We start from the raw sequence: 25,113 nt of genomic DNA, 5'->3' as shown, positions 1-25,113 counted from the left end.
GGTCATTCCCCTGCCTTGTCGTCCGCCAGTGCCTGGCTGGCGATCTGGCCAAGAAGCGGTTCATTGTTCAGCAGTTGCGCAATGCGCTTTTCGGCGTCGACGCGCCCGTCCATGAAGCCGAGAAGTTCCTCGAGTTGGCGGCGCATCTTGAGGATTTCGGCCAATTGGGGCACCTGCTCGGCAATCTTGTCCGGCGCAAAATCGCCCATCTTGGTGAAGGTAAGGTCGAGCGCCAGCTCCTCGTCCCGCTCGGCGCCTTCAGCCTGTGGCAGCGTATTCTTCACGCGGGCTTTCACGCGTGGTCCAAGTGCCTCCATGAAACGCGGAAACCGGTTCGCATCGGTCTCGACCAACGAGCGGTCCAGCACCGACTTGGCCGCTTCCTTCGTCTGCGAAGCCCCCGAAAGATCGGCCATGACGGCCATGACAAACGGCAGCTCGATTGTCGTTGGACTGCCATAGGTTTCCACGTCATAGGCGATCTGCACCCGCGGCGCGCGATTTCGTTCGATGACCTTGGCTTTGCTTTCGGCTGGCATTGCTTGCTACCTTTCATCCTTCTGAGCCGTCTTCTTGGCATCGGGAACGCCGGCAAGAAGCCGGAACTCCTTCAGTCCCGACGGGGCGAGGTCTTCCATCAGTTCAACAAAATCCATATGCACCATCCGGCGCACACGGCGGGCGAGGTGGGGAATCGGGCTCGACGGTTCGGTACGGTCATAGAAGGCGACGACGAGGTCCAGGCATTTCACCACGTCGTCGCGCGAAGAAATCCGGTCGGGGAGTCCGGTGCTCGAGTCCGCGTAGCTAGCCACACTTGCCATTGTATCGGCTCCATGACCGTTTCGGGCAGGCATTACCGGTTCTGCAGGCGAAGGGGACGGCTTTGCCGAGCCATTCGCCATCGCGCCGGCAGCCGAGTTGCGCTCGAGGGTTGTCAGCAAACGCTGCAGGAACCGTTTTAATTCCGGAATGGTGGTCCCGCCGCTGCCTTCAAGGCGAGCATTGAGGGCTGTCTCGACCGTATCCAGTGCCGCGACCGCCGCGCGCGCATCGGCGATGAGCGACTGCATTTCCTCATTGGCTTGATCCGCCTGTGCCGCGCACCCGGCACGAACCCGGTTCAACAGTTGTCCGTGCGCACTGACAAGCGCTGCCTTTTCGGCCGCATTCAATCCTGACGCTGCTTCTTGCAGCATGACGCGGTCGTCGAGTGCAGCGTGTTCCAGGTCGCGTCCGCTGATCGGCCCGATCGAGCGTGGCGCAAAGAAAGTCATTTGACGCAGGTTGGCCAGCAGCCCGACCTGGCCATTTTGAAGATCGAGCAGCGCGTTGATGCGGCGCAAGGCGGCCTCGCGAGGCGACGTGTTGGGCCGCAGCGCCGGGTGCATGGATTCCCAATGCTGGTCGAATGTCCGCCCAACAAGCGTCAGACCCTGCGCCAAGCCGGCCAGTCCCTGTTCGTTGGCCAGTGCGCGTGTGACAATGACAATCAGGCGCAGGTCGCGACCACGCGCGCGCAATTCCTCGGCCTTGGTGAGCACTGCTGGCCAGTCGACGGGAATGGTGCTTTGCGAGACCGGCCTGTTGTTGCCGTTATGGACAACCTTGACCTGGGGCTCCGTCAGGCGCTCCAGTTCGTGAAACGCCGGATCGTTACGCAAATCCTCTCCCGACGGATTTTCACCGTCGAGCGGAGCAAGCCAGAGTGCGACGTCGATCACACCGATCCCCCAGTCACCGGCCCTGAGGCCGACCTGCCCCTACGTTATCACACGGTTGCGCTTTTCCACAATTCAGCGAGTGCGGAAAAAATTAACAAAAGCTAATGCAGCCTTGTCTTGATTGTGGAATCCGAAAGGCGTGATTGCCGAGCCCTGGACCGGAAATGTCGTGCCTGGGATGTCAGGTTCGTGGTTGTTTGCAGCCGGCGACGCAGGATCTTCCGCCAATGATGGGAGCCCGCATAATCGGGGATCGAAACCTTTGTTCATCCTGTACTTTGTCAAGCGGCTGCTTATGTGGCAGGTTATCGACTTGCAGAGTGCAGGAGCACGTTCGATGGAACAGCGCCGGTCATCGCAGAGTTTCAAGCGCAAGGAACTGGTCGGAAAGCTCAATCCTGTAGGGTTGCGCGCCTTCAAGGCAGCGGCCGACAGTGCCAAACTGCGCGGCAATCCTTACGTCGAACTCGTCCACTTCATCGAGCAGTTGGTGCTCTCCGACCGCTCGGATGTGCAAATGATGATCGCCGATGCGGGACTGGATGCGGGCCGACTTACGGCCGATATGACGCGTGCGGTGGACAAGCTGCCTTATGGCGCAACCTCCATCGAAGAGTTTTCCGACCATATCTTCCACGCCATCCAGGAGGCTTGGAATCTGGCAACACTGGAATTCGGCGTGGAGGAGGTCCGCAGCGCCCATGTTCTGCTTGCTTGCCTGAAGACACCGGTGCTGGAAGGCCTGCTGTCGAAGATCAGCGGCGAGTTCGACAAGATCGACGCCGACGCCGTCGTGGCGCGCTTCGCCGATGTTACGGAGGGCTCACTCGAAGCTGGCGCTGCGCCAACGGTCACCGCGACAGAGGCGCCGCGGCGGGCTTCGGGCGGGGATTCGGCACTGGCCAAATATGCCACCGACCTGACCCAACGCGCCCGGGCTGGAAAGATCGATCCGGTGGTCGGCCGCGATCCGGAGATCAGACAGATCGTCGATATACTGATGCGGCGCCGGCAGAACAATCCGATTCTGACCGGCGAAGCGGGTGTCGGCAAGACCGCAGTCGTCGAGGGCTTTGCTCTGCGCATCGCCAAAGGCGATGTGCCGCCCCCACTGCAGGGAGTGAGCGTGCGCATGCTCGACGTCGGATTGATGCAGGCAGGCGCAAGCGTAAAAGGTGAATTCGAAAAGCGGCTGAAGGCTGTAATCGACGAGGTTCAATCGTCCGAGGCGCCGGTCATCCTCTTCATCGACGAAGCCCATACCCTGATAGGCGCCGGTGGTGCTGCCGGAACCGGCGACGCTGCCAATCTGCTCAAACCGGCGTTGGCGCGCGGCGAGCTTCGCACGATAGCGGCTACGACGTGGGCGGAATACAAACAGCACATCGAGAAAGACCCGGCGCTGACCCGCCGCTTCCAGGTGGTAAAGATCGACGAGCCGTCGGAAGGGGTGGCCATTCTCATGTTGCGCGGGGTGGCCGGCGTCCTGGAACAGCACCATGAGGTGCAGATATTGGACGAGGCGATCGACGCGGCGGTCGCCCTGTCGCATCGCTACATCCCGGCGCGGCAGTTGCCGGACAAGGCGGTCAGCCTTCTCGACACCGCCTGCGCGCGTGTCGCCGTATCGCAGCACGCCACGCCCGCCGAGGTCGAGGACATCATGCGCCGTCGCCAGGCGCTGGAGGTCGAGCGCGGCATCATCGGCCGCGAGGCTGCAATCGGCATCGAGGTGGCTGAGCGGCAGGCACGGGTCGAGGCTGGGCTTGCCGAGACCGAACGCACGCTAGCAGCCGCGCAACAGCGCTGGGAGCGCGAAAAGGCGCTGGTGGCCGAGATACTCGAACTGCGCGCCAGGCTGCGCGGTGACGGCGTGCCGCTCGATGCCGTGGAAGGGCAGGAGGCCGCCACTGAGACAGAGAGCGTGGACCTGCCGGAGACCGAACGGTCCAACGCCGGGACGAAGGTTCCGGCGGGAGGCGGTACTTCTCCTCCCGATCCGGCTGCCGATCTCGCTCGGCTGCGCGAACTGATGAGCGAACTGGCCGAGGCGCAAGGCGAAACACCGCTGATCCTGCCATCGGTCGACCGCAACGCCGTGGCGGCCGTGGTCCAGGACTGGACGGGCATCCCGACGGGGCGGATGCTGTCGAGTCAGACCGAGAAGGCGCTGCGGCTCGCGGCCACTCTGTCCGAGCGCGTTGTCGGACAGGATCACGCCATGGAGATGATCGCCAAGCGCGTGCAGACCAGCCGCGCCGGTCTCGGCGCTCCGGAAAAGCCGGTGGGTGTATTCCTGCTCTGCGGCCCTTCGGGCGTCGGCAAGACCGAAACCGCCTTGGCACTGGCCGAAACGCTTTACGGCGGAGAGCAGAACCTGATCTCGATCAACATGTCTGAATTCCAGGAGGCGCATACGGTCTCTACCTTGAAGGGCGCGCCGCCCGGCTATGTCGGCTACGGCAAGGGAGGAATTCTCACCGAGGCGGTGCGACGCAAACCCTATTCGGTGATCCTGCTCGACGAGGTCGAGAAGGCGCATCCGGACGTGCACGAAATCTTCTTCCAGGTCTTTGACAAAGGGATGATGGACGACAGTGAAGGTAGACGCATCGATTTCAAGAACACGCTGATCCTTCTCACGTCGAATGTCGGCTCAGAAGTGATCATGGACCGGACACGGAATGGTGCGGTCCGGGCAGGGCTCGACCAACTGGACGCCGCGTTACGCAGCCCATTGCTGAAAGTCTTCCCTGCGGCCTTTCTCGGCCGGGTGGTGACCATCCCCTACTTTCCGCTTTCGGATTCGATGATCGAAGCGATCACCCGTCACCAGTTCGCCAAGATAGCTCGCCGGCTGCGTGCGACCAACGATGCGGAATTGGTAATCGGCGACGGTGTCATGGATCTGGTCAAGGCCCGCTGCACGGAAATCGAATCGGGCGGCAGGATGATTGACGCAATTCTGACCAACACGCTTCTTCCGGAACTGAGCCGCGGCGTGCTGAACCGGTCGCTCGCTGGTGAAAAGATGACGAAGGTGACGGTTGGCGCCGCTGGCCAAGCGTTCACCTATTCCTTCGAATAAGGAGCGTGAGCGCCACAGAGCAAGGTTAGCCCGCTCGATTAGTTGGCAACATGGGTCTACGCCGCTTCTGGCTCGGCACTGGCCAGGTCCATCGGGCTCGGTCGCAAGCCGAAGGAAGTTGCGCCGGCGCGGGTCAGCGCCCACGGAGAGTGGGCGCCCAGGGCTATGTGATCACCCCGTGACGGGTTACCAGCCCAGGGCGCAATGTGTAGATCGTTCCGATGCGTATTTCAGGCATTGCGGGGTCCGACGTGATCTTCAGCTACAATCGCAGCAATCCTGGCAAGGGCAGACCAGGTGTGCGTCGAACGGCACGCTCATCACACTTGCCAAGCCGACGCATGGCCTCAAAAGAACGTGGCGAAAGGTGGTCGCGCGGGCAGATTCGAAGCACCGGCACGGGTTGAGGACCGATCACGATCTTGGATGCTGGAGTCGTCTGTCGAAGGCTGGTTACCTGTCCATTGACTTCAACGGCTCATGGTCGGGAAGATAGTGATGCAGCACCTCATTAACGTTTCGCTTGTCGAACGTCTGGCCACAAACGGGGCAGAACTCGAAATAGCCTGCTTCGTCGTTGGCCGGCGGCTCGTGGCGCTTACCGGTTGCGGGGGTGTTGGTTCGATAGCGTTTCACGTTGGTTACAGCGGTGCGTAACTTTGATAGGCCGTCGCGACAGTATTGGGAAACCAGTGTGCCGCCGGGCCTACCGGGTGTCAGTGGCTCTGCCGGCTGGAGTGAATTGTAGGCCTTTTCATGCGTCGTTACCAATTTAACAAAATGGGTTACCTTGCCCCTATCTAATTTGTGGAGCCTCAACAAAGTTGTCCTGGGTTTAAGCGAGGGTGGCTGATCGGGGCCTTGAGGCGTGTTGAATGGCACGGATCACCGCTTCCCACGGTTATCAGCCTATGACTCGCGATGCAGGCGCCATTCACAACCGGACCCGAGGACCTTCCGGCGGCTTCCGGCGGGATCCTGCGGCTTGATCAGCAGCTCTGCTTTGCGCTCTATTCGGCAAGCGGGCTGATGACCCGGCTTTTGCCGGCCGCTGCTCGATCCGCTGGGGCTGACCTACCCGCAATATCTGGCGATGCTCGCGCTATGGGAGCGAGCGCCAAGCACGTGGGCGAGCTTGGCGAAGCGCTTGGGCTGGATTCGGCGACGCTGACGCCGTTGCTCAAGCGGCTGGAACATGCGGCCTGGTCACACGCCGTTGTCATCCCGTCGCACGACGTCGCGTGTCGCTGCACGTGCGGGGTATGAAGAACTTAAGCCGCTCATTGAGCTGGGAAAAAACCGAAACGTTCGAGCAACGATTGAGCGCGGCCCGCAATGCGGCGGCCTACAAGCATGATGAGATTGATCTGGATGGTTAGGCGTTGGATCGCGCCGGGGGCAAAGCCGCGACTTCTGAGGCATAGAGAAGATTGCTATAGCTCACAATTGTTGCTATCGTGAGTTATAGAAAGGTGCCCTGTAACTCATGATATGGAATTGGGAGCAAGCGGACTGGCCGCATTTTACCTACGATAAGAAGGCATTGGAACCGCTGGAAAGCGAGTTCCTGTTGCGATCGGGCGAGTTCCTAGGCGTCTTTCGTCATGTCGGTTCCGATGATCGCGACCAGATCCGTATCGATCTTATCAGCGAAGAGGCCTTGAAGACATCCGCGATTGAGGGGGAGTACCTCGACCGCGAAAGCCTGCAATCATCCCTGCGCCAGCAACTTGGTCTGAGCAGCGAGACCAGGCGCATTCCGCCTGCCGAGCGGGGCATCGCTGAAATGATGGCCGATGTCTACTTGCATTTTGCCGATGCGCTGACGCATCGCACTCTTTACGCTTGGCATACGATGGTGATGTCGGGTGAGCGTCGTATCGAGACCATCGGCAACTACCGCCAGCATGCCGATGCCATGCAGATCGCTTCCAATCGGCTGGATAAGCCCAAAGTTCATTTCGAAGCGCCGCCCTCCGCGCGGGTGAAACCCGAAATGGACGCCTTCGCCGCTTGGTTCAACGATACCTCACCCAAAGGCAAGACGCCGCTCCCAGCGTTGACGCGTGCCGCTATCGCGCACCTTTATTTCGAGAGCATTCACCCGTTCGAAGATGGGAACGGCCGCATAGGCCGCGCCCTCTGCGAAAAGGCGCTGGCGCAAAACCTGGGTGAGCCCAGCCTCATCGCGTTGGCCTACACGATAGAGCGCCGCCGCAAGGCCTACTACGACCATCTGGAGGCCAGCAACACGAGCAACGCGGTAACAGATTGGCTGCTCTACTTCGCTAAAACGATCCTTGAAGCGCAGCGCGTAACGCTTGCCCGTGTCGAATTCTCCGTCGCCAAAGCCAAGTTTTACGAACGCTACCGGGATCACTTCAACGAGCGCCAGGAAAAGGTCATCGCCCGGATGTTCCGCGCGGGCATCGACGGGTTCAAAGGGGGGCTCAGCGCCGAGAATTACATCGCCATCACCCAGGCATCGCGCGCGACGGCAACAAGAGATTTGCAGGACCTCGTTGCCAACGGTGCACTGATAAGAACCGGCGAACGGCGACACACACGTTACGCGTTGAACCTTCTTGAGGGCCGCACGTGAACCACAATAGAGAAAGAAGAGGCAGGCTGTCAAAGAGCCTGCTGCCTGAGCATCGAGGGGTGGCGGGCTGCGACCCGGCAGGAGGTCGTCGATTGGGTTACACCAGACCGGAAACGCAAAAAGTCGCGCTGTGCGATGCTGATTGTCCGGTCCCGCTTGAAGCCGGTGGTATATTGTTACCTCAACGCGCGTTGGGGGAAAGAAGCGCGCGGAAGGGGCGGGCTGGCCTTCGAGTGCTAGCGAGAAACCTGAACAAAACTCTTGGCAGACATCAAGGCCGGCACATCAGCCAGGCTGCTGGATCGCGGCGAGCTTCCAGTCCCCGCCGTCCTGGCGCATGAAGGTCCACAGTTCGGTTGTCTCCGTCGGCCGATCGGCTTGGCCCTCAACGATCTTGCCGCTGATGCGGTCGCGGGTCACGTCGCGAGACTCATAGCGCAAAGCAGCCGTCGCGTAGTCGCGATCACCCTCCCGCCAACTTTCCGCAATATCGGCCTCCAACAGGCTGACGTCCGATACGTCGTTCCTGACGCCCTTTTTGGCATTGTCGGCAAGTTCCTCGGACAGATAGGACACCATCTCGGGTGTCACCAACCGGCGCAATGCAGCATGGTCCTCGCGCCCGAATGCTTCCTGAACTTCCGTCAGCCGGTGCTGGAACGTGTCCAGATCGGTTTGGGTGAGAGTGATCTCATCGGAAGCATTGGCTTGGCTCGTTCCGCCAAATCCCGACCCGATGCCTGGAATGGAGGAAGCTCGGGCGTTGCTCGTTTCGGGCCGGGCTGCTGCGCTTCGCCCAAAGCTGCCAGCACCTCGCGAGGCACCGGCCATAGCAGACGTTGGGTTGTACGCCGATTGCGAGCGGAAAAAGCGGATCGCCAGCATGATCGCGCCGCCGAACAGCAGTACTTGGAGCAAAAGACCCAACATGCCGGCCAAGCCGCCGAACCCATGGCCCAGAAGAACACCGATCAAACCGCCGAGAAGCAGCCCACGCATCATCGATCCGCCGAGGCCGTTGAAGAAGCCCGGGCGCTGGAATGCCTGCGGCTGACGGGCCGCATTGTTCGTGGCCGCATTGGGCGTCATCGAGCGCTCGACCGGTGCGGCCGGTTGCGGCGCAACTCTGGTCGGCGGAACCGGCTGGAAAGTGCGCATGCCACGACTGCCGAAGCTGCCGCCACGGCGCGCATCGGCGTGATCCACAGCGACTATGGAAAATGCCAGGAACAACCCCGCAAACAAAACTGCAAACCGTCCCCAACGCGAAATCAGCATAGGCAAGTCCTCAAGTGACACTCTTTCCGCTCATATGGGGTGCGTCGATCGAAATATCAGTGAATCGTCCGCCGAGATATTTTCGGGCGGCATGGTCGGCCGCCCGCCGGTGTTCACGACGAGAATGTCTGCCCTACCCAAGCGCGATGATCGCTGTTCGATCACGCAGGCTCCCGCACCCGGCCGACCGGCATCGGTCGCGTCAACAGCATCGGTCATGCAAGCCTCTGGTCATCGGTCTCCCCGGCGATGATGCCGAGGGTCTCTCGGCGACGGCTCGGTTGACATACAGCTTTCCTGTGTACTATCAACATATCTGGAAAACCTGCCATACAGGTTTGCCCTGAACTGGAGATTGCGTGAGCACGGCCGTACCCGCAAAACATTCCGACGCAGCGAGCCTGGTCAGCAATACGATCGGCGAGATCACGCGCCATATCCGCGCGCATGAGCTCGGGCCCGGCGACCGGCTGCCCAGCGAGGCCGCGCTTTCGAGACAATTGAGCGTCTCGCGTACCGTGGTTCGCGAGGCCTTCAGCTCGCTCGCCGCCATGCGGCTTATCGACCTGAGGGCGGGCAGACGGGCTACCGTCGCCGAGCTGGATTATGGCGCCATGTCACTGGTGATCGAGCATGGCGTCCACACCGAGCAGATCACGGTGCAGCAAATCTACGACGTGCGCCGCACGATTGAGACCCGCACCGCCACGCTGGCGGCCTTGCGCAGAACGGCTGACGAAGTGGAAAGGATCAGGACGCACGCGCTCGCCATGCGCGAGAATTTCCAGCGGCCGGAACAGGTCATGGAGCACGATCTCGCCTTTCACCTCGAAATCGCCAAGGCTGCGAAGAATCCGGTTTTCAGCCTCATCGTCGGCGCGTTCGAGCGCGTATCGCGGCAGACCTGGCCGATCGGCTGGCGGACCCGCCCTTCGGATGCCAAGCAGTTGGAGATGATCCAGATCCATATCGACCTCGCCGAAGCAATCGAGACCGGTGATCCCCAGTCGGCGCGTGACCTGATGGCGAGGCATTTTGACGAGAGCGTCAAGGCCCTGCTGGCGGCCGGCATCGCCTGAGGAGCAGGGGCGCAATGAAGATCACGAAACTGGAAACGCTGCGGCTCAAAGAGCGGCCGAACCTTCTCTGGATCCTGGTTCACACGAACGAAGGCCTCGTGGGACTGGGCGAGACCTTCTTCATGGCCGAGACCGTCGAGACCTATCTGCACGAATATGTCGCGCCGTGCGTGATCGGGCGCGACCCCTTGCAGATCGACCTGCTTGCCGCCGACCTCGTCGGGTATCTCGGTTTCCGATCGACGGGCGCGGAAGTCAGGGGCAATTCCGCTTTCGATATCGCGCTTTGGGATCTGTTCGGAAAGGCGACGGGTCAGCCGATCGCACAACTCCTCGGCGGGTTAACCAGGCACGAGATCAGGACCTACAACACCTGTGCCGGAACCGAATACATCAAGAAGGCCACCGGGCAGACGACGGCCAACTACGGGCTCGATAAGCCCGGCGACGCCTATGATGATCTGAACGGCTTCCTTCACCGCGCCGACGAACTGGCGCATTCGTTATTGGAGGAAGGCATCACGGCCATGAAGATCTGGCCCTTCGACATGGCCGCCGAGAAAACGCGCGGCCACTATATATCGCAGCCCGACTTGAATTCCGCGCTGGCGCCATTCGAGAAAATCCGCAATGCGGTCGGCGACAAGATGGACATCATGGTTGAATTCCATTCAATGTGGCAGCTGCTGCCGGCCATGCAGATCGCTCGCGAGCTTGCCCCCTACAAGACCTTCTGGCACGAAGATCCGATCAGGATGGACAGCCTGTCCAGCCTGAAACGCTATGCCGAGGCTTCGCTGGCGCCGATATCGGCTTCGGAAACGCTCGGTTCCCGGTGGGCCTTCCGCGACCTTCTCGAAACCGGAGCGGCCGGTGTCATCATGCTTGATATCAGCTGGTGCGGCGGGCTCTCGGAGGCGCGCAAGATCGCTGCCATGGCTGAAGCATGGCACCTGCCGGTCGCGCCACACGACTGCACCGGTCCAGTGGTGCTCGGCGCATCGACCCACCTGTCGCTGAATGCGCCGAACGCGCTTGTCCAGGAGAGTGTCAGGGCCTTTTACAAGACCTGGTACCGCGACCTTGTGACCGCTTTGCCGCAGGTGAAGAACGGCATGATCACCGTGCCTCCCGGACCGGGCCTCGGCATGGAACTGAACCCGGAGATCGATCGCGCCTTCACGGCGCTTCGACGGGTGACTGACGCATCTACTCTCTGAAAATGAACCTGAAGCAGCTTTCTACGGAGGAGGAGAACCATGAAGAAGTTACTTATCTCGGCAGCCTTGGGAGCAGTACTGGCTGGAGGCTCGGCAATCGGCTCACGCGCACAGGAGCCGATGAACATCGTCTTCACGCATCATTCGTCGGCGTCGAACCCGTTCTGGCAGGCGGTGAAGAAGGGGTTTGACGACGCCTGCGCCAAGATCCAGGCCAATTGCCAGATGGTCTTCACGCAGACCGAAGGCTCGATCGAGCAACAATCGGCCAACATGCAGGCGGCACTCGCGGCAAAACCGGACGCGCTGATCACCTCGATCGTCGACAACAATGCCTTCGACCAGATCATCGCCGACGCCCGCGCTGCCGGCGTCACGGTCATCGCGTCCAACGTCGACGACACCGAGGGTGCAGCCGGCAATGCCCGCCAGGCTTTCATCGGTCAGGGCTTCATTCCCGCCGGCTACGAACTCGGCAAGAAGATGTCCGAGTTCTTCCCCAAGGAAGGCAAGATCAGGGCGCTCGTCGGCGTCTCCGCGCCCGGTCAGAACTGGTCGGAACAGCGCGCTGCCGGCGTCATGAAGTTCCTTGAGGAATACAAGGCCGCGAATGCCGGACGCGAAGTGGTCATTGAACGGCTCGACACCGGCACAGATGGCGCCGTCGTCGCCGATCGTGTTGGCGCCTATCTGTCTGCCCACCCGGACACCACGGTGTATTTCGACACCGGCCTTTGGCATGCCTACGTGGCCCAGGTCCTGATCGATCGCGGCATCGAGCCGGGCAAGGTGCTGATGGGCGGCTTCGACATCGTCTCGGAAGTCCTGCAACAGATGGAAGCGGGTTACATCCAGGTCCAGGTCGACCAGCAGCCCTACATGCAGGGCTTCATGCCGGTGATGGAAGCCTATCTCGCCAAGAACGTCGGTCTGCTGCCGGCAGACATCGACACCGGCAAGGGCATCATCGTCAAGGAAGACGTGCCAAAGCTCAAGGAACTGGCCGCACAAGGCGTGCGGTAGGCGCGAAGCCGGCGTCCTCTCCTCGTTCTTTACGCGGAGAGGGCAAGGGCGAGGGCCCAGGCAGCACGGCCTTGGGCGTCGGCTCCGTCCCATCCTCCAACGGCATCTCCCCCGTCAAAGGCGGTAGAAGACAGACTGCCGCCATCCCCTTGCCGATGCGACAAGCCAGCGCAAACAATCCCAAGCCGGAGCGAATGATGAAGCGCTTGATGAAGATTTATCTGGAGAAGCCGGAGCTTGCGGCGGTCGTGTTCCTGCTCCTCCTCCTCCTCGTCTTTCAGATTCGCTCGAACGGCGTATTTCTGAACACACAGAACGTGCGCGGAATGCTTGGGCTGCTGCCCGAAATGGGGCTGGTCGCGATCGGCGTGACCCTGCTGATGATATGCGGCGAGTTTGATCTTTCCGTAGGCTCGGTATTTGCGCTGACCCCGATGACCATGGCGGTGATGCTGGCGGCAGGCGTGCCGTTCGCGCCGGCCTTTGCCGCCGGGCTCGCGATCGCCGCCCTGATTGGCTTCTTCAACGGGTTCATAACGATTCGTTTCGCGATACCAAGCTTCATCACCACGCTTGGCATGCTGTTCATCGCGCGTTCGCTGACGGTGGTAATCTCCGGTGGCTTCCCTCCTGTTATCCCAGCCAACGCTCTGCCCAAATGGCTGTTTACGATCTATGTGGGGCCGGGCGACCTCTTTCGCATGTCGTTCTTCTGGTTTGTCGCCGTGGCAATCCTGGCGACGGTGCTTCTGTCGCGCACGAATTTCGGCAACTGGGTGCGCGCCACCGGCGGCTTTCTGCCCGCCGCGCAATCGATGGGCATCCCGACGGCCCGGGTGAAGGTCGCCTGCTTCATGATCTGTTCGGTGCTCGCCGGCTTTGCCGGCACCATTCAGGTGATGCGGCTCGGCGCGCCGCTGCCCTCGATCGGCGAGGGGCTGGAGTTGCAGGCCGTATCAGCTGCCGTCATCGGCGGCGCCTCGCTGGCTGGCGGCATCGGCACCATCTTCGGCGGCATCATCGGGGCTGCCCTGATCCGCGTCATCGACAACGGACTGGTGCTGAGCCAGGTTGACGCCAACTGGTTCAAGATGGCAATCGGCTTCCTGACTATCTTCGCGGTCGTCGTGAACGCCTGGCTTCGAAAGCGGGGCAGGGCAATGAAGGTGGAGACCTGATCATGGCGGCACCCATCATCGCGATCAAGGGACTCCAGAAATGGTATTCCGGCGTCCACGCCTTGAAGAACGTCACTCTGGACATTTATCCAGACGAGGCGCTGGGCCTCGTCGGCGACAACGGCGCCGGCAAATCGACGCTGATCAACATCCTGTCAGGCACCCAAAAGCCCGATGGCGGCGAGATCAGGATCGACGGTGAACCGGTCCGCTTCTCGAACCCGCGCGACGCCATGGATCGCGGCATCGAGACGATCTACCAGTACAATTCGATGGTCCCGACCATGACCATCGCCCGCAATGTTTTCATCGGACGCGAGCCGGTGAAGGGCTCGGTTTTCGGCATCGGCATCCTGGACCAGAAGCGCATGCGTGACGAAAGCGTCAAGGCGATCGCCGACGTCGATCTGCATCTGAGGTCGCCCGATGCGCTGGTCGGCGAACTGTCGGGCGGCCAGCGCCAAGGCGTCGCGATCGCCCGGGCCATGCACTTCAAGTCGAAAGTCATGATCCTCGACGAGCCGACCAATCATCTCTCGGTGAAGGAGACGCGAAAGGTGATCGGCTTCGTTCGCGCCCTCAAGGCCCAGAACATCACCAGCGTCTTCATCAGCCACAACATGCATCATGTTTTCGAATGCTGTGACCGGGTCGTGGCGATGGCGCGCGGCGAGATCGTTCTCGACAAGCGGATCGGCGAGACTTCGATCGAGGAAATCCACGAGGTTCTGTGACGCGAAGAAGCGATCACTCGCGAGCCGCTCTGCTGGTAGAGGTCAGTCTGCGCTACGGCTTTTCCGCAAGGATCGCCTCAGCGGTTTTCTCGTCGGTGATCAGCACATCGACGACTCCCAGACGCAACACGGCGCGCAGCACCGGAACCTTGTCGAGGCCGCCGGAGGGCAGGATCACAGTGTCGACGTCGCGCAGATGTTCGGGGGCGAGGCCGATGACACGGCTGTTTAGCGGGTGATCGACGAGTTGTCCGTCGGCGCCGATCCAGTGGCCGCAAATATCGCCGACGGCTCCGGCTTCGCGCAGCGATCTGAGATCATCGTCTCCTACCAGTCCGATCCGAAAGATGGTGGCGTCCTTGTGCACCGCGCCTACAGAAACGAAAGCGGCGTCAACGTCGCGGGCATGGGTGAAGGCGTCTTCCAGAATGGACTGGCGCATAAGCAGATCGCGCGTGGCCTCCGTATCCGTGAACACCGGTGCCGCGATGTAGAAGCATTCCGCATCGAAAAGCGCCGCGAGCCGCGAGGCGATTTCATAGATGTTGATCGCCGATCCACGCGTGAGCCCGCCGAGCAGGGAAACGACCGACATCCCTCTGACGGGGCGTACGGTCACTGACCGCAGACTAAGCTGGAGCGTCCGTCCCCATCCCACGCCCACCGATATCCCGTCACGGATTCTATGCGACAGGGCTTCACCGGCGGCGGCCGCGATGACCTGTGGCACCAGGGTAGGATCGGGCGGTGTCGGAACCACGATTGGGTCGGAAACGCCATAGGCGTCCCGCAGCCGGTTCTCCAGCTCGATGCAGTTCGCCACCTTGGAATTGATGCGAATCTGAACGATCCCCCGCTGACGGGCATGCGCCAGCATCCGGTTGACGCGAAGGCGTGTCAGGCCAAGAGACTTGGCGATTTGCGCCTGGGTGAGGTCACCGACATAAGCAAGCCAGGCGGCGCGCACGAGCAGCCCTTCCTCGCGATCGGACGTGACGGAACTCGTTACGGCTTGGCGGCCGTCGCGTTTCTTTCGTGCGGGTTTCTCCATCAGATCATCCTGTCCACTCCGCGGCAGCGGGTCCAGAGCGGCTCGGCGGAGCCATGTGCTCATCGATATGAGGCATCAATCGAGTTTCCCGGCTCCGCTAGCCTCGATGATAGCGGTCGAAGGACAAAACCAGCGGAGCATCATGGCAAATTGCGTCGATGATGGCCCTCGTCAGCGGCAGGCGATCGTGGGGAAGTACACCCCGGGCCATCATATTCTTCAAAGTCGGACCAAGGTCCAGCGCCAGTTGCGCGCCCTCGACCGTGTCCGAACTCATATGTTCGCGCTTCGCCACCGAATATGGCAGGCCGCGGCCGAGCAGGCGCCCCATGCGACCGTTACGGCCCGCCTGGCAGGTCACATAAAGATCGCCGGAGCCGGCCAGCCCCAGCACTGTTTCGACCTTTCCACCCAGAGCTTCGACCAGAATCGCCATTTCGGCGAGGGACTGCGAGAAAAGTGACGAGGCTAGGTTGTGCATGAGTGCGCCATTGGGCGCCTTGCCGTCGCGCTCGAGCAGCCCGACGGGAGCCCCAACGGCGAGTGTGTAGAAATTCTTGAACGCAGCGCAGATCTCGACGCCGACGAGATCGGATGACGATCGCGCATGATAAAAAGGCGCGCGCAGAATGCGGGACGCCGCGGCCACCTGGTCGGGATCATGCCCGGCCACGATCACAGAGGTGTCGCGCTGTGCGGCCAGTTCGCCGGCAATGCACGGTCCGCCGACGGCCATCACCGGAACAGACAAGCCAGTGCGTTGCTCGACCTCGTGGGCAAGCAGATGTGGCAGGATTTCCACGCCTTCGTCGCTTGCTGCAAGTCCTTTCGTAATCATCAGTATCGGTACGGGCGACTTGATGCTTTCTGCAATGCGGTCGATCGCCCAAGGAATGCCGGCCGACGAGACGCCGAGTACAAGCAGATCGGGTCCATCGTTCATCGCCGCCCCGAATTCGGTCCAGGAACAGGCGGTTACCACATCAGGCAGAGTGATGTTGAGGCGTGGGTGATGATGACTTGTGCTGGCCACCGAGCCGACGATCTCCTCATCGAGATGGGTCCCGACAAGAGTGATGCGGTTAGCCGCGTGAGCGGCCGGAAGCGTCATGGCAGAGCCCATGACGCCGGCGCCGAGGATGATGATCCGCGCCATTCAACTTCTTCCCTTGTCCAGCCGCTCGCCGCTATCTTCGTCGAACAGGTGGATTCGCTCAGGCGCCGGCTCCAAATGGATTACAGCTCCTGGAGAGAGCTCCATGCGGTCATGCAGCACCGAGCAGATCGCGGTGTTGCCCATGCTGGCAAAGATGTGGATTTCGGGGCCAGTCGGCTCGACAACCGTAATCCTCGCCGGGATGCCGCGCCCGTCAGCCACTGGTCGAAGATGTTCGGGCCGAATGCCATAGATCACCTTTTGGCCGGGCCGGACCGCAGCCCCTGGCGGGAGCGGGAGGGATAGCTCGTCGGTCCGCACCACCCAGGCGTCGCGCTCGGAAGCCACCTCGCCATGGAACATGTTCATTGCGGGCGAGCCGATGAAAGAGGCGACGAAGAGGTTTGCCGGGCGATCGTAGACATCGAGCGGGCGCCCGATCTGCTCGATATGGCCGTCGCGCATGATGACGATGACATCGGCCATGGTCATGGCCTCGATCTGGTCATGCGTGACATAGACGGTGGTGGTCTTCAGCCGCTGGTGGAGTTCCTTGATTTCGGTGCGCATCTGCACCCGCAGCTTGGCATCGAGATTGGACAGTGGTTCGTCAAACAGGAACACAGTTGGGTCCCGCACGATGGCGCGGCCCATGGCGACGCGCTGCCGCTGACCGCCCGAAAGCTGGCGAGGGTACCGTTCCAGATAGGGGGTCAGATTGAGGATCGATGCCGCCCATCCGACCTTCTGTTTGATTTCTTCGGTTGGGCGTTTCTTCAACTGCATGGAAAAGGCCATGTTGTCGAAGACGGTCATGTGCGCGTAAAGCGCGTAGTTCTGGAAGACCATCGCGATGTTGCGGTCTTTGGGGTGGAGCGTGTTGACGACCCTGTCGCCTATGGCGATCTCACCGGACGTGATGGGCTCGAGACCGGCTATCATGCGCAACAGCGTGGACTTGCCGCAGCCGGACGGCCCCAACAGAACGACGAACTGGCCATCCTCGATCGAGAGATCGAGTCCATCGATAATCGAGAGGGCGCCATAGTCCTTCTTTATGTTGCTGATGGTGACAGACGCCATAAATTGCTACCCTTCGATTGCCCTTGCCGGTTGGATCGCATTTTCGCCATGCGAGCTATTGGCGATCGGATGCGCTCTCACCATTCGCTCTCCAGAAACTCTTCCAAGAGTCCCGCATCGGCGGCCAGATTGATGAAGGACCATCGACCGCGGATTTCCCGCGAATAGCGAATGGCGTCGTGCCAAAGCGCTCGCGGCAGGCCTAGTTCCGCGCCGGTGACCGGCCCCCCGGCAGCCTTGAGCGCCGTTTCCATGCGGGCGACCGGCATTGCCATCGGCCGAACCTCCTGGCGCAGCGCCGGCCAGATTTCCGCAAGCCTGCGGTTGAAGATTTCCGTCTGGCTGGCGTCGAGTGCCGTCTTCTTCGTCTCGGCAATGCAAAGTGGTCCAAGCTGCGCGCCATAGCGGGCCAGCATCGCCGCTTCGTTGATGGCGGTCGGCTTCACCTGCGGCGGCTCTTTCATGTCCAGCAGCCGCGCTTGCAGACGAGCCATGACCAGCGAGGCAACCCCAACCTGCTGACCATGCGTGGTGCCGGGATGACGCTCTCCCGCGAACATGTCGACCCAATGGGAAATCTGGTGCTCTCCCATGGACCCGGGATGGGAAACGCCGGCAAAGCACACGCCCATCGAGCACAGCGTCAGGACGCGCTGGAGATGCCCGACGGCGGTGATGTCATGCCTGGCAAGGCCAGGCGCATGGGCCAGCATCGGTTCCTCATCGCCCGCCTGCAGCAGGTAGGGCACCTCGGAATAGTAAGTGTCGAACAGCCGATGCGAAGCCCACCAGTCGATCTGGGCGGTTGAGCGGCAGAGGCTGTCGCCAAGCCCGGCGGCGCTGAGCCAGGCGGGCGCTGCGGCCGACACGCCAAGGTCCAGGAAGATGCCCCGCGGAGCATGCGAGGGCAGCGAGATCTTGAGCCCGGAGGCCAAGGTCACCGACGCTGTCGAGGCGCCGTAGCCATTCATCGAGGCTGCCGTGCCGAAGACGGCATAGGGCCGCTCGTCGAGAAAGGTTGCATGCTTGCAGCCGTCATTGAGGACGCCCGACCCGACGGCCACGACCCCGTCGGCGTGACGCGTCTTCTCCCTGACCATCTGGATCATTGCCTCATCGCAGTCGAGGCCGTCAGGCAGCACGATTTCATCGATGTCGGCGATGGTACGCAGCGCCTTCGCGACGCGCCTGCCCATCACATCGACGGTGTTGATATCCGACACAACAGCGATGCGGCTGCCTAGCGCCAGGGGCGCAACGAGATCCGACTCGCGGCCCTCCGTCGTCTCCAGCAGTTCGATCGTCTGGAACGGCAGGACCGCGGCCGCGCCGGTCTTGGGATCTGTCCAGCGTCCCGCGACAACGTCCTCGATCAACGCGTTCCAGTTGGTCGTTTCAGCCATGATCGGCCTCCATGAAGGCCGCGAGGCGCTGGTTCCAGGCTGAAAGCGTTGGCCAAAGATCGGCATGGATCGCAAGAAGTTCGGCGTAAAGCGCGGCCCGTTTCGTGTCCGGTTCGAAGGTTTTGGCCGGCTCGCTGGCCATTGCGAGTGACGCTTCGGCGATGGTGGAAAACCAGCCCACGCCCTTTGCCGCCGCCATCGCCGCGCCAAGCGAGGAGGCTTCGACGGTCGTCGAACGCTTTATGGGACGATCGAGTGCATCCGCCAGAATTTGCATCCACAGGTCGGACTTCGCTCCTCCGCCGATCGCTATGAACTGGTCGATGGTCTGGGCGGCAGCCGCAGCCGCCCGCTGACTTGTCGCGGCCTGATGCAGAGCTATGCCTTCCAGTACGGCGCGATACATGTCACCGCGGCGGCTCGAGCCGGAGAGCCCGGCAATAACACCACGGGCAGCACTATCCCAGTGCGGATCCATGACGCCCTGCCAGTAGGGCAGGAGCATTATGCCGCCTGCGCCGATCGGGCTGGCAGCGGCTTCGGCCTCGAGCGTCTCCAGGGCATCATTTGCGCCATGCAGATCGACGCCAAGCATTTCGCGCGCCATCCAGTCGACGAGAAAAGTGCCGGCGCGAAGGCACGTCTCGTAGATATAGCCATCATCGGCAACCGCCGTTTCGGTGCGGAAGGCCTGGTCGTGGACGTAGTCCGTGCCGAAGCTGCCGGAGACGACCGCCGTGCCGAGGTTGATGTAAGCGCATCGCGGCTGCAACACACCCGCGCCCGTGCCGGCGCATTGACCGTCGCCGCCGCCGGCGACGATCGGCGTGCCTTCCCGCAAGCCCGTCAGCATGGCCGCTTCCGAAGTCAGTTGGCCCAGAACGGTGCCGGGCCGCGCCAGGTCCGGCATCATGCGCCGGGCGACGCCGGCTGCGTCCAGTATATCGTTCGACCAGTCCATAGCTCGCATATCGAGTATGCCCATCGGGTCCGCGGATGCGGTGGACGTCACCCACCGGCCGCTCAAGCGAAAGACCAGATAGCCGTGGACTTCGGCCATTCGCTCCACCCGGGCAAAAATCTCGGGCTCTTGCTCGCGGAACCAGATCATGCGGTAAAGGCAAGGAATAACGTCCAGTGGCTTGCCGGATATTGCGTGGACGCGTGCCGCGCCGAAACTCTCGCCGAAGCGCCGTGCTTTCCCACGGGCGCGCTCATCGAGCCAGAGCGTTGCGGGCCCGACCGCCTGGCCCTGCTCGTCGAAAAGGCCGAAGCTCTCGCGTTGGTTGGCAATCGCAAGGGCGGCAATGCGTCCCGGCGAAACTGTTGCCGCGACACCACGAAGCGCCGTGACCGTCGAGGCCCACCATTCGGCCGGATCCTGCTCGAAATAGCCCGAACGCGGGTTGGACATTGCAAGCGGTGCACGACCTTCGGCCACGGCCAGACCATTGCGGTCCCAGGCGATCGCCTTGGTTGCCGAGGTCGAGGAATCAATGCCGATGACGAGATCAGGAACCATTGCCGCCACGTTGCCAACGGACGAGGGCGGTCGAACCGCCTTCGCCCAAATCACCGATTACCCGCTAAAGACCGGCATCCTTGACTTTGCCGTCGACAATGCCGGCAATGGCATCCAGGCATGCCTTGGCGTCGCCGCCATAGTCTTGGCCCGTAAGCAATTTGCCGAGCTCAACCGGAATGTCGTTGTTCGACAGGTCCGCCCAGATCGGCATGTCCGGCTCCGATCCCATCTGGTTGTCGATAGTGTATTTGATCGCGTCGAAATGGCGTGTCGTTCCGGGGCCAACAACGGCCTTCGTCTTGACCCGAGGATCTGTAAAAGAGGAATTGCGCATCGGCGACGCGCCGCCGCCGAGCGTCGACACCCGCGCCATCACATCCTTCGAGCAGACCCACTGCATGAACAGCCATGCCGCTTCCTTGTTCTTGGAATATTGCGACAGCGAAATCGTCGAGCCACCCTGGTGGCCGACGGCCGGGATTTCGTTGAAGCCGCAATCGGCAGCGGCGCGACGGCCAGGAACCTCCTTGGGCGCGGGCAGGGCCTCGAACAGGCCTTTGACCTTGGAATCGTTGGCGTCGAAGCCGGGGAAATCCTCGCCCCAGGTGATTGCCATGGCGGCTTGTCCCTGTGTCAGGGCCTGTCCTTGGCCATCCCAGGTCCACGTCGTCGCGGAGGGCGGCGAGTTCTTCACCAGCTCCTGATAGAATTTGAGCCCGGCCACGCCGCGCTCGTCATTGCCGACAAACTTCTTGTCCTTGTTGAAGATAGAACCGCCATGGCCCCACAATGCGAAGGTCCAGTCGCATTCCAGCGAATAGTGGCCGGACTTCGCCTGGCACGCGGTGCCGAAGATGCCGTTGCTTTTTTCTGCCTCTGTGAGCGCCTGCACGGCCTTGAGGTAGGCGTCGAGGTCTGTCGGCAGCGCAATGTTGTGTTTGTCGAAAAGATCCTTGCGGTACATCAGGATGAAGATCGGAATATCGAATGGAATTCCGCACTGTTTGCCGTTGTACATGGCAATGCCGTCGACCAGCGGCTTGGAGAAATCGTCCCAGTCGAAGTTGGGCATTGCCAGTTCTTTGTTCTGGTCATAATACTCGCGCGGATCGACGACATCCTGGGCAAACGTCGCCATCCAGGACTGGTCGAGATAGTAGACGTCGTAGGTGCCAAGCTGGCCCTGTACGTCTTGCGTCGCCTTGGCGAGAACCTGCTCCAGCGGCACGATCTCGACTTCCACCTCAATGCCGGTTGCCTTGGTGAATTCACCTGCGACAAGCTGGTTGGCAACAATCGTTGGCGGCGTCGCTTCCGAGGTGTAGCGGATTTTGGTGCCGGCATATGGTTTGCCGACGTCGGCCAGCCACTTCAGCATATCGGCGTCCTGGGCGCGGGCTTCTTCAACCCCGAGGCCCAGCATCCCCCGATTGGTGCGGCCCCCACCTAGCATGGCCGATCCGAAGGCGGAAAAGCCGACACCAGCGAGCGCCATCTTCCTCATGAAGTCGCGTTTGGTTATTCGGCGCGCCGTAAAGTCATTGCAGGTATCGGCGACGAATGTCTTCTTGTCGTGTTCACTGAAGCTCATGATCGTTCCTCCATTGCGTTTTGTCGTCGTTCTTCTCGTCTGCGCCTCACTCCTTCAGCGATCCGAGGGTGAGGCCGCGGACCAGATGTCGTTGAACCAGCAGGATAAAGATGAAGCTGGGTATGATCGCGGATGTGCCGAGCGCTGTGATGTAGCCCCACTCGGTCGCGGTCGATGTGACAAAGGTCGAGATCTTCACCGGCACAGTGCGGATCGACGTTGTCAGGAACAGTGAGAGCAGGAACTCGGTCCACGAAAAGATGAAACACAGCACGGCCGTCGCAGCGATGCCGCCCTTGACCATGGGAAGGACGACGCGTCGAAACGTCTGCCAGCGCGTCGCGCCGTCAATCAGCGCCGCCTCATCAACCTCGCGCGGAACATCGTCGAAGAACGACTTCAAAAGCAAAACCGCCAGCGGCAGGTTAATCAAACTGTGAACGAGGATGAGCCCCGTATAAGTATCGCGCAAGCCGAGATCGCGGAACATGAAAACGATCGGAATGACGATCGCGATTGGCGGCATGAAGCGCTGCGAGAGAATCCAGAACAGGAAGGACTGCTGGCCGCTGAACTGCATTCGCGACAGGCAATAGGCGGCCAGAGTTGCCAGCAGCAGCGTCAGCGCCGTCGATCCGACGGCTATAATGGCGCTGTCGAGCAACGACTGACGGGAATCGTAGGAACTGGCGCCACCCTTGATGACCCCGGCCGCCTCGCCGCCCTGTTCCATGCCGATGTCGACGCGCGAAACGCCAAGCAACGTCACGCGGTAATTGTCCGGCGTCGGCGTGAAACCGGTGTAGACCGGTCCGCTGCGGTCGAAGATCGCCGAATAGGGTTTGATGGACGACAGGGCCCACCACGCGATCGGGAACATAAAGATCGCCACCACCAGGACTGCGAGCACGTCACGGGCGATCGTTTGGGCGCGCGACGACTCCATCAGAACCTCACCTTGAACAGCCTGACGAAGAGGTTCGACACGACGATCAAGACGACGAGCACGATCAGCGACAGGGTCGCGGCGTAGGGAAAGTCTCCGGTGAAGTAGATGCGGCCAGCGTAGAATGAAAGCGTCTCGGTGGCCGTGCCAGGCCCGCCGGCGGTGATGATGTAGACGTAGTCGTAGATGCGAAAGAGATCGACGCCGCGGATCAGCACCGCGACCGCTATCACCTTGCGCAGCATCGGCAATGTGAGGCGCAAGAACGTCTGGATGCCGTTGGCACCGTCGATCGCCGCGGCCTCGAAAGGTTCCTTCGGCAGCGCCCTGAGCCCTGCCAGGATGATGAGCACCATGAACGGCGTCCACTGCCATATGTCTGCCAGCAGGATCGCCGCTAATGCGGTTCCGGGCTGCGTCAGGATCGGCTGTGCCGGCGAGATCAGGTCGAGGGCATAGAGGTAGAACGACAGGACACCGAAAGAACCGTCCTGCATCAGCAGGAACATCATTCCGGTCACCGCCGGCGGCACCACCAGCGGCAGTGTCATCAGCGCCCGCAGCACCCCGTAACCTTTGCGATCGGTGTCAAGCAGAAGCGCGATGAGGATGCCGAGCGCAAGCTGAACCGCAAGCGCGACGAAGGTATAGATCAGCGTGGTTTCCAGCGAATGCCACATACGCGCATCCGAGAAGGCGCGCGTCCATTGGTGGAGCCCGGCGAAGTCGAGCTGCCGGGAGACGACATTGCGTTTGTGAAACGACAGCCAAACCGAATAGGCGAAGGGATAGATGCCGAAAACGAGAAGCATCACCGTGATCGGCGCGAGCCAGGGGAAAGGATGCTCGGCCGTCATGAACCGGGGCAGGGCCCATCTGGGCGTTTCGCGGGTCACGGTCACCGTGCTCACGCGCAAATCTCCGCTCGGCCACACAGACGCATCGGCCTTCTCCCTATCGGCCAGATTGTGCCAACTTGAACTTTTGTAAGTTTGTTGTGCCTTTTGTTAAGAACGTGTCGGACGGCCGCCGATTTGTCAAGTGTCGGTTCCGTCAGGCTCAGGGGTTTTGGTCGTAGTCCCAGAGGATGCCGTAATCGCCGGGTACGGGGTTGTTTTTGGAGGGAGCGCCGCCGGCAAATGCCGTGTACCAGCATCAAAAGCGCTCAGGGCCGCCGTCAGCCAGCCTTGGCTGCCCAAGAAGCTACGCAACGCATTGAGGAGATCGGGAGGACAGCCCGGGGGCTTTGGAACTCGCCTTAATCCGGCAATCGGATCTGAAGCTTTACGTCCGCCGGCCGGGCTTCGACTGCGCGGTCGAAGGCGGTGATGGAATCTTCGAAGGGGAAGGTCGCCGAAATGAGTGGCTTTAGGTCGACCCGGCCCGACCCCATTAGCGCGATTGCCCGCTCATATTGGTGGGCATATCGGAACACAGTCTCGATGCGGACTTCCTTGGTCGAGGCGGTGGCGACATCGAATGCGATCGGCGCCACTGGCAGGCCGACCACCACCACCGCGCCACCGGGCCGCGGCAGATCGAGCAGGGTCTCCCATGCCTTGGACGAGCCCGAGCATTCAAACACCACGTCGGCGCCCCAGCCATCGGTCAGGCGCTTTACCTCCGCCGCCACGTTCTTGTCGCGGACGTTGATCGGGATCACGCCTTGATAGCCGCCGGCGATGTCGAGCTTGGGTTGGGCGAGATCTGCAACAACGGCGCGGGCGCAGCCGCCGGCGAGCGCCGCGATCGCCACCATCGTGCCGATCGGCCCTGCGCCAATCACCACCGCCGTGTCGCCCGGCGCGATCTTTGCTTTGGCAGCCGCCTGCATGCCGACAGCGAAGGGCTCCACCATGGCGCCTTCGGCGAAGCTGACATTATCGGGCAGTTTGAAAGTGTAGTTGGCGGGGTGGACGACATGGGGCGTCAGCACGCCGTGGATCGGCGGCGTTGCCCAGAACCTGACCGCTGGATCGATGTTGTAGAGGCCGAGCCGGCTCGCCCGCGAATTGGGATCGGGAATACCCGGCTCCATGCAGACGCGGTCGCCGACCTTCAGATGCTCGACGCCTTCCCCCGTTTCGACGACGGTGCCGGCGGCTTCATGGCCCAAGACCATCGGCGCTTCGACCACGAACGGGCCGATGCGGCCATGCGTGTAGTAGTGCACGTCGGAGCCGCAGATGCCCACCGTATGCATCTTGATGCGAACTTCGCCCGGGCCGACGGTCTGTGGCAGATCGATGTCACGCAGTTTGAGTTCGTGTTGGCGTTCGAGGACAAGGGCGCGCACGTTCGTCATCGACGTAGTCTCCTCTAAGCTGATTGTAGGGGCCTTCGTGACCTTCCACGGGTATACACACCGTCCATTTCGCGGCAAGCGAAAGCGACCACCCGTCCGCAAACGAACATGTGAAGCACTGCGCTGC

General features: G+C 61.6%; 20 protein-coding genes and 1 pseudogene. 9 read left to right on the top strand and 12 right to left on the bottom strand.

Annotation, left to right across the window (positions count from 1 at the left end; genetic code table 11):
* Nucleotides 1–2: 2 nt before the first annotated feature.
* Nucleotides 3–539 (bottom strand): type VI secretion system contractile sheath small subunit, encoded by a 537-nt coding sequence (tssB, locus tag NKI67_RS18120; protein ID WP_023678574.1) that lies wholly within the window; start codon nt 537–539, stop codon nt 3–5.
* Between the two features lie 6 nt (nt 540–545).
* Nucleotides 546–1,724, bottom strand: coding sequence for a type VI secretion system protein TssA (tssA, locus tag NKI67_RS18115; RefSeq protein ID WP_352646278.1), 1,179 nt, complete (start codon nt 1,722–1,724; stop codon nt 546–548).
* 337 nt (nt 1,725–2,061) lie between these two features.
* Here tssA and tssH point away from each other — a divergent pair, with 337 nt between their 5' ends.
* From tssH to NKI67_RS18095, 4 genes and pseudogenes are all read left to right on the top strand, one after another.
* Complete coding sequence (gene tssH, locus NKI67_RS18110) at nt 2,062–4,812, top strand: type VI secretion system ATPase TssH (RefSeq protein ID WP_352646276.1); 2,751 nt, start codon at nt 2,062–2,064, stop codon at nt 4,810–4,812.
* Between the two features lie 921 nt (nt 4,813–5,733).
* Nucleotides 5,734–6,056: pseudogene (locus NKI67_RS18105) on the top strand (MarR family winged helix-turn-helix transcriptional regulator); the annotation flags it as partial.
* Complete coding sequence (locus NKI67_RS18100; protein WP_198023606.1) at nt 6,054–6,191, top strand: hypothetical protein; 138 nt, start codon at nt 6,054–6,056, stop codon at nt 6,189–6,191. The pseudogene NKI67_RS18105 and the gene NKI67_RS18100, both read left to right, overlap by 3 nt.
* A 107-nt stretch (nt 6,192–6,298) precedes the next feature.
* Complete coding sequence (locus tag NKI67_RS18095) at nt 6,299–7,414, top strand: Fic family protein (protein ID WP_352646274.1); 1,116 nt, start codon at nt 6,299–6,301, stop codon at nt 7,412–7,414.
* Between the two features lie 285 nt (nt 7,415–7,699).
* Here the strand turns inward: NKI67_RS18095 and NKI67_RS18090 are convergent, their stop codons facing one another.
* Entirely contained in the window at nt 7,700–8,689 is a 990-nt protein-coding gene (locus NKI67_RS18090; RefSeq protein WP_352646379.1) for a Tim44 domain-containing protein, read from the bottom strand.
* Nucleotides 8,690–9,051: 362 nt separating this feature from the next.
* Here NKI67_RS18090 and NKI67_RS18085 point away from each other — a divergent pair, with 362 nt between their 5' ends.
* The 5 genes from NKI67_RS18085 to NKI67_RS18065 all read left to right on the top strand — a co-directional run bounded on the left by NKI67_RS18085 (nt 9,052) and on the right by NKI67_RS18065 (nt 13,926).
* The gene (locus NKI67_RS18085; RefSeq protein ID WP_352646272.1) at nt 9,052–9,771 is read left to right on the top strand and encodes a FadR/GntR family transcriptional regulator; all 720 of its coding nucleotides are present in this window, start codon (nt 9,052–9,054) and stop codon (nt 9,769–9,771) included.
* Nucleotides 9,772–9,785: 14 nt separating this feature from the next.
* Nucleotides 9,786–10,991: a mandelate racemase/muconate lactonizing enzyme family protein gene (locus tag NKI67_RS18080; RefSeq protein WP_352646270.1), complete on the top strand. Its 1,206-nt coding sequence runs from the start codon at nt 9,786–9,788 to the stop codon at nt 10,989–10,991.
* Between the two features lie 39 nt (nt 10,992–11,030).
* On the top strand, nt 11,031–12,014 hold the full coding sequence (locus NKI67_RS18075; RefSeq protein WP_023678770.1) for a sugar ABC transporter substrate-binding protein: 984 nt from the start codon (nt 11,031–11,033) through the stop codon (nt 12,012–12,014).
* 197 nt (nt 12,015–12,211) lie between these two features.
* On the top strand, nt 12,212–13,192 hold the full coding sequence (locus NKI67_RS18070; protein ID WP_023678771.1) for an ABC transporter permease: 981 nt from the start codon (nt 12,212–12,214) through the stop codon (nt 13,190–13,192).
* Nucleotides 13,193–13,194: 2 nt separating this feature from the next.
* A complete protein-coding gene (locus NKI67_RS18065) occupies nt 13,195–13,926 on the top strand; it encodes an ATP-binding cassette domain-containing protein (RefSeq protein ID WP_023678772.1) in 732 nt (243 codons plus the stop codon).
* Between the two features lie 52 nt (nt 13,927–13,978).
* Here the strand turns inward: NKI67_RS18065 and NKI67_RS18060 are convergent, their stop codons facing one another.
* From NKI67_RS18060 to NKI67_RS18020, 9 genes are all read right to left on the bottom strand, one after another.
* The gene (locus NKI67_RS18060; protein WP_198023607.1) at nt 13,979–14,977 is read right to left on the bottom strand and encodes a sugar-binding transcriptional regulator; all 999 of its coding nucleotides are present in this window, start codon (nt 14,975–14,977) and stop codon (nt 13,979–13,981) included.
* A 97-nt stretch (nt 14,978–15,074) separates the two neighbouring features.
* Entirely contained in the window at nt 15,075–16,133 is a 1,059-nt protein-coding gene (locus NKI67_RS18055) for a hypothetical protein (RefSeq protein ID WP_023678774.1), read from the bottom strand.
* The gene (locus NKI67_RS18050; RefSeq protein WP_023678775.1) at nt 16,134–17,216 is read right to left on the bottom strand and encodes an ABC transporter ATP-binding protein; all 1,083 of its coding nucleotides are present in this window, start codon (nt 17,214–17,216) and stop codon (nt 16,134–16,136) included.
* A 77-nt stretch (nt 17,217–17,293) separates the two neighbouring features.
* On the bottom strand, nt 17,294–18,619 hold the full coding sequence (locus NKI67_RS18045) for an iron-containing alcohol dehydrogenase (RefSeq protein WP_023678776.1): 1,326 nt from the start codon (nt 18,617–18,619) through the stop codon (nt 17,294–17,296).
* Entirely contained in the window at nt 18,612–20,141 is a 1,530-nt protein-coding gene (locus NKI67_RS18040) for a xylulokinase (RefSeq protein ID WP_023678777.1), read from the bottom strand. Before NKI67_RS18040 ends, NKI67_RS18045 begins: the two co-directional genes overlap by 8 nt.
* A 64-nt stretch (nt 20,142–20,205) precedes the next feature.
* Nucleotides 20,206–21,735 (bottom strand): ABC transporter substrate-binding protein, encoded by a 1,530-nt coding sequence (locus tag NKI67_RS18035; protein WP_023678778.1) that lies wholly within the window; start codon nt 21,733–21,735, stop codon nt 20,206–20,208.
* A 46-nt stretch (nt 21,736–21,781) separates the two neighbouring features.
* A complete protein-coding gene (locus tag NKI67_RS18030; protein ID WP_031212286.1) occupies nt 21,782–22,681 on the bottom strand; it encodes a carbohydrate ABC transporter permease in 900 nt (299 codons plus the stop codon).
* Nucleotides 22,681–23,592 carry a carbohydrate ABC transporter permease gene (locus tag NKI67_RS18025; protein ID WP_352646266.1) on the bottom strand — a complete coding sequence of 304 codons (912 nt, stop codon included), beginning with the start codon at nt 23,590–23,592 and terminating at the stop codon, nt 22,681–22,683. The genes NKI67_RS18030 and NKI67_RS18025 overlap by 1 nt, the downstream gene beginning before the upstream one ends.
* A 347-nt stretch (nt 23,593–23,939) precedes the next feature.
* A complete protein-coding gene (locus tag NKI67_RS18020; protein WP_352646264.1) occupies nt 23,940–24,986 on the bottom strand; it encodes an NAD(P)-dependent alcohol dehydrogenase in 1,047 nt (348 codons plus the stop codon).
* Between the last annotated feature and the right edge of the window lie 127 nt (nt 24,987–25,113).

Origin of the sequence: Mesorhizobium sp. M0408 (assembly GCF_040321495.1) — a bacterium.
In the GTDB taxonomy this organism is placed as follows: Bacteria; Pseudomonadota; Alphaproteobacteria; order Rhizobiales; family Rhizobiaceae; genus Mesorhizobium.
The sequence above is the reverse complement of the archived record's forward strand: the minus strand, read 5'-3'. Positions and strand labels throughout refer to the sequence as shown.

What these genes read in the sequence shown, in the direction of transcription:
- tssB (WP_023678574.1), bottom strand. Translation starts at nt 539, where the DNA reads ATGCCAGCCGAAAGCAAAGCCAAGGTCATCGAACGAAATCGCGCGCCG.
- tssH (WP_352646276.1), top strand. Translation starts at nt 2,062, where the DNA reads ATGGAACAGCGCCGGTCATCGCAGAGTTTCAAGCGCAAGGAACTGGTC.
- NKI67_RS18095 (WP_352646274.1), top strand. Translation starts at nt 6,299, where the DNA reads ATGATATGGAATTGGGAGCAAGCGGACTGGCCGCATTTTACCTACGAT.
- NKI67_RS18080 (WP_352646270.1), top strand. Translation starts at nt 9,786, where the DNA reads ATGAAGATCACGAAACTGGAAACGCTGCGGCTCAAAGAGCGGCCGAAC.
- NKI67_RS18075 (WP_023678770.1), top strand. Translation starts at nt 11,031, where the DNA reads ATGAAGAAGTTACTTATCTCGGCAGCCTTGGGAGCAGTACTGGCTGGA.
- NKI67_RS18070 (WP_023678771.1), top strand. Translation starts at nt 12,212, where the DNA reads ATGAAGCGCTTGATGAAGATTTATCTGGAGAAGCCGGAGCTTGCGGCG.
- NKI67_RS18065 (WP_023678772.1), top strand. Translation starts at nt 13,195, where the DNA reads ATGGCGGCACCCATCATCGCGATCAAGGGACTCCAGAAATGGTATTCC.
- NKI67_RS18060 (WP_198023607.1), bottom strand. Translation starts at nt 14,977, where the DNA reads ATGGAGAAACCCGCACGAAAGAAACGCGACGGCCGCCAAGCCGTAACG.
- NKI67_RS18055 (WP_023678774.1), bottom strand. Translation starts at nt 16,133, where the DNA reads ATGGCGCGGATCATCATCCTCGGCGCCGGCGTCATGGGCTCTGCCATG.
- NKI67_RS18050 (WP_023678775.1), bottom strand. Translation starts at nt 17,216, where the DNA reads ATGGCGTCTGTCACCATCAGCAACATAAAGAAGGACTATGGCGCCCTC.
- NKI67_RS18045 (WP_023678776.1), bottom strand. Translation starts at nt 18,619, where the DNA reads ATGGCTGAAACGACCAACTGGAACGCGTTGATCGAGGACGTTGTCGCG.
- NKI67_RS18040 (WP_023678777.1), bottom strand. Translation starts at nt 20,141, where the DNA reads ATGGTTCCTGATCTCGTCATCGGCATTGATTCCTCGACCTCGGCAACC.
- NKI67_RS18035 (WP_023678778.1), bottom strand. Translation starts at nt 21,735, where the DNA reads ATGAGCTTCAGTGAACACGACAAGAAGACATTCGTCGCCGATACCTGC.
- NKI67_RS18030 (WP_031212286.1), bottom strand. Translation starts at nt 22,681, where the DNA reads ATGGAGTCGTCGCGCGCCCAAACGATCGCCCGTGACGTGCTCGCAGTC.
- NKI67_RS18020 (WP_352646264.1), bottom strand. Translation starts at nt 24,986, where the DNA reads ATGACGAACGTGCGCGCCCTTGTCCTCGAACGCCAACACGAACTCAAA.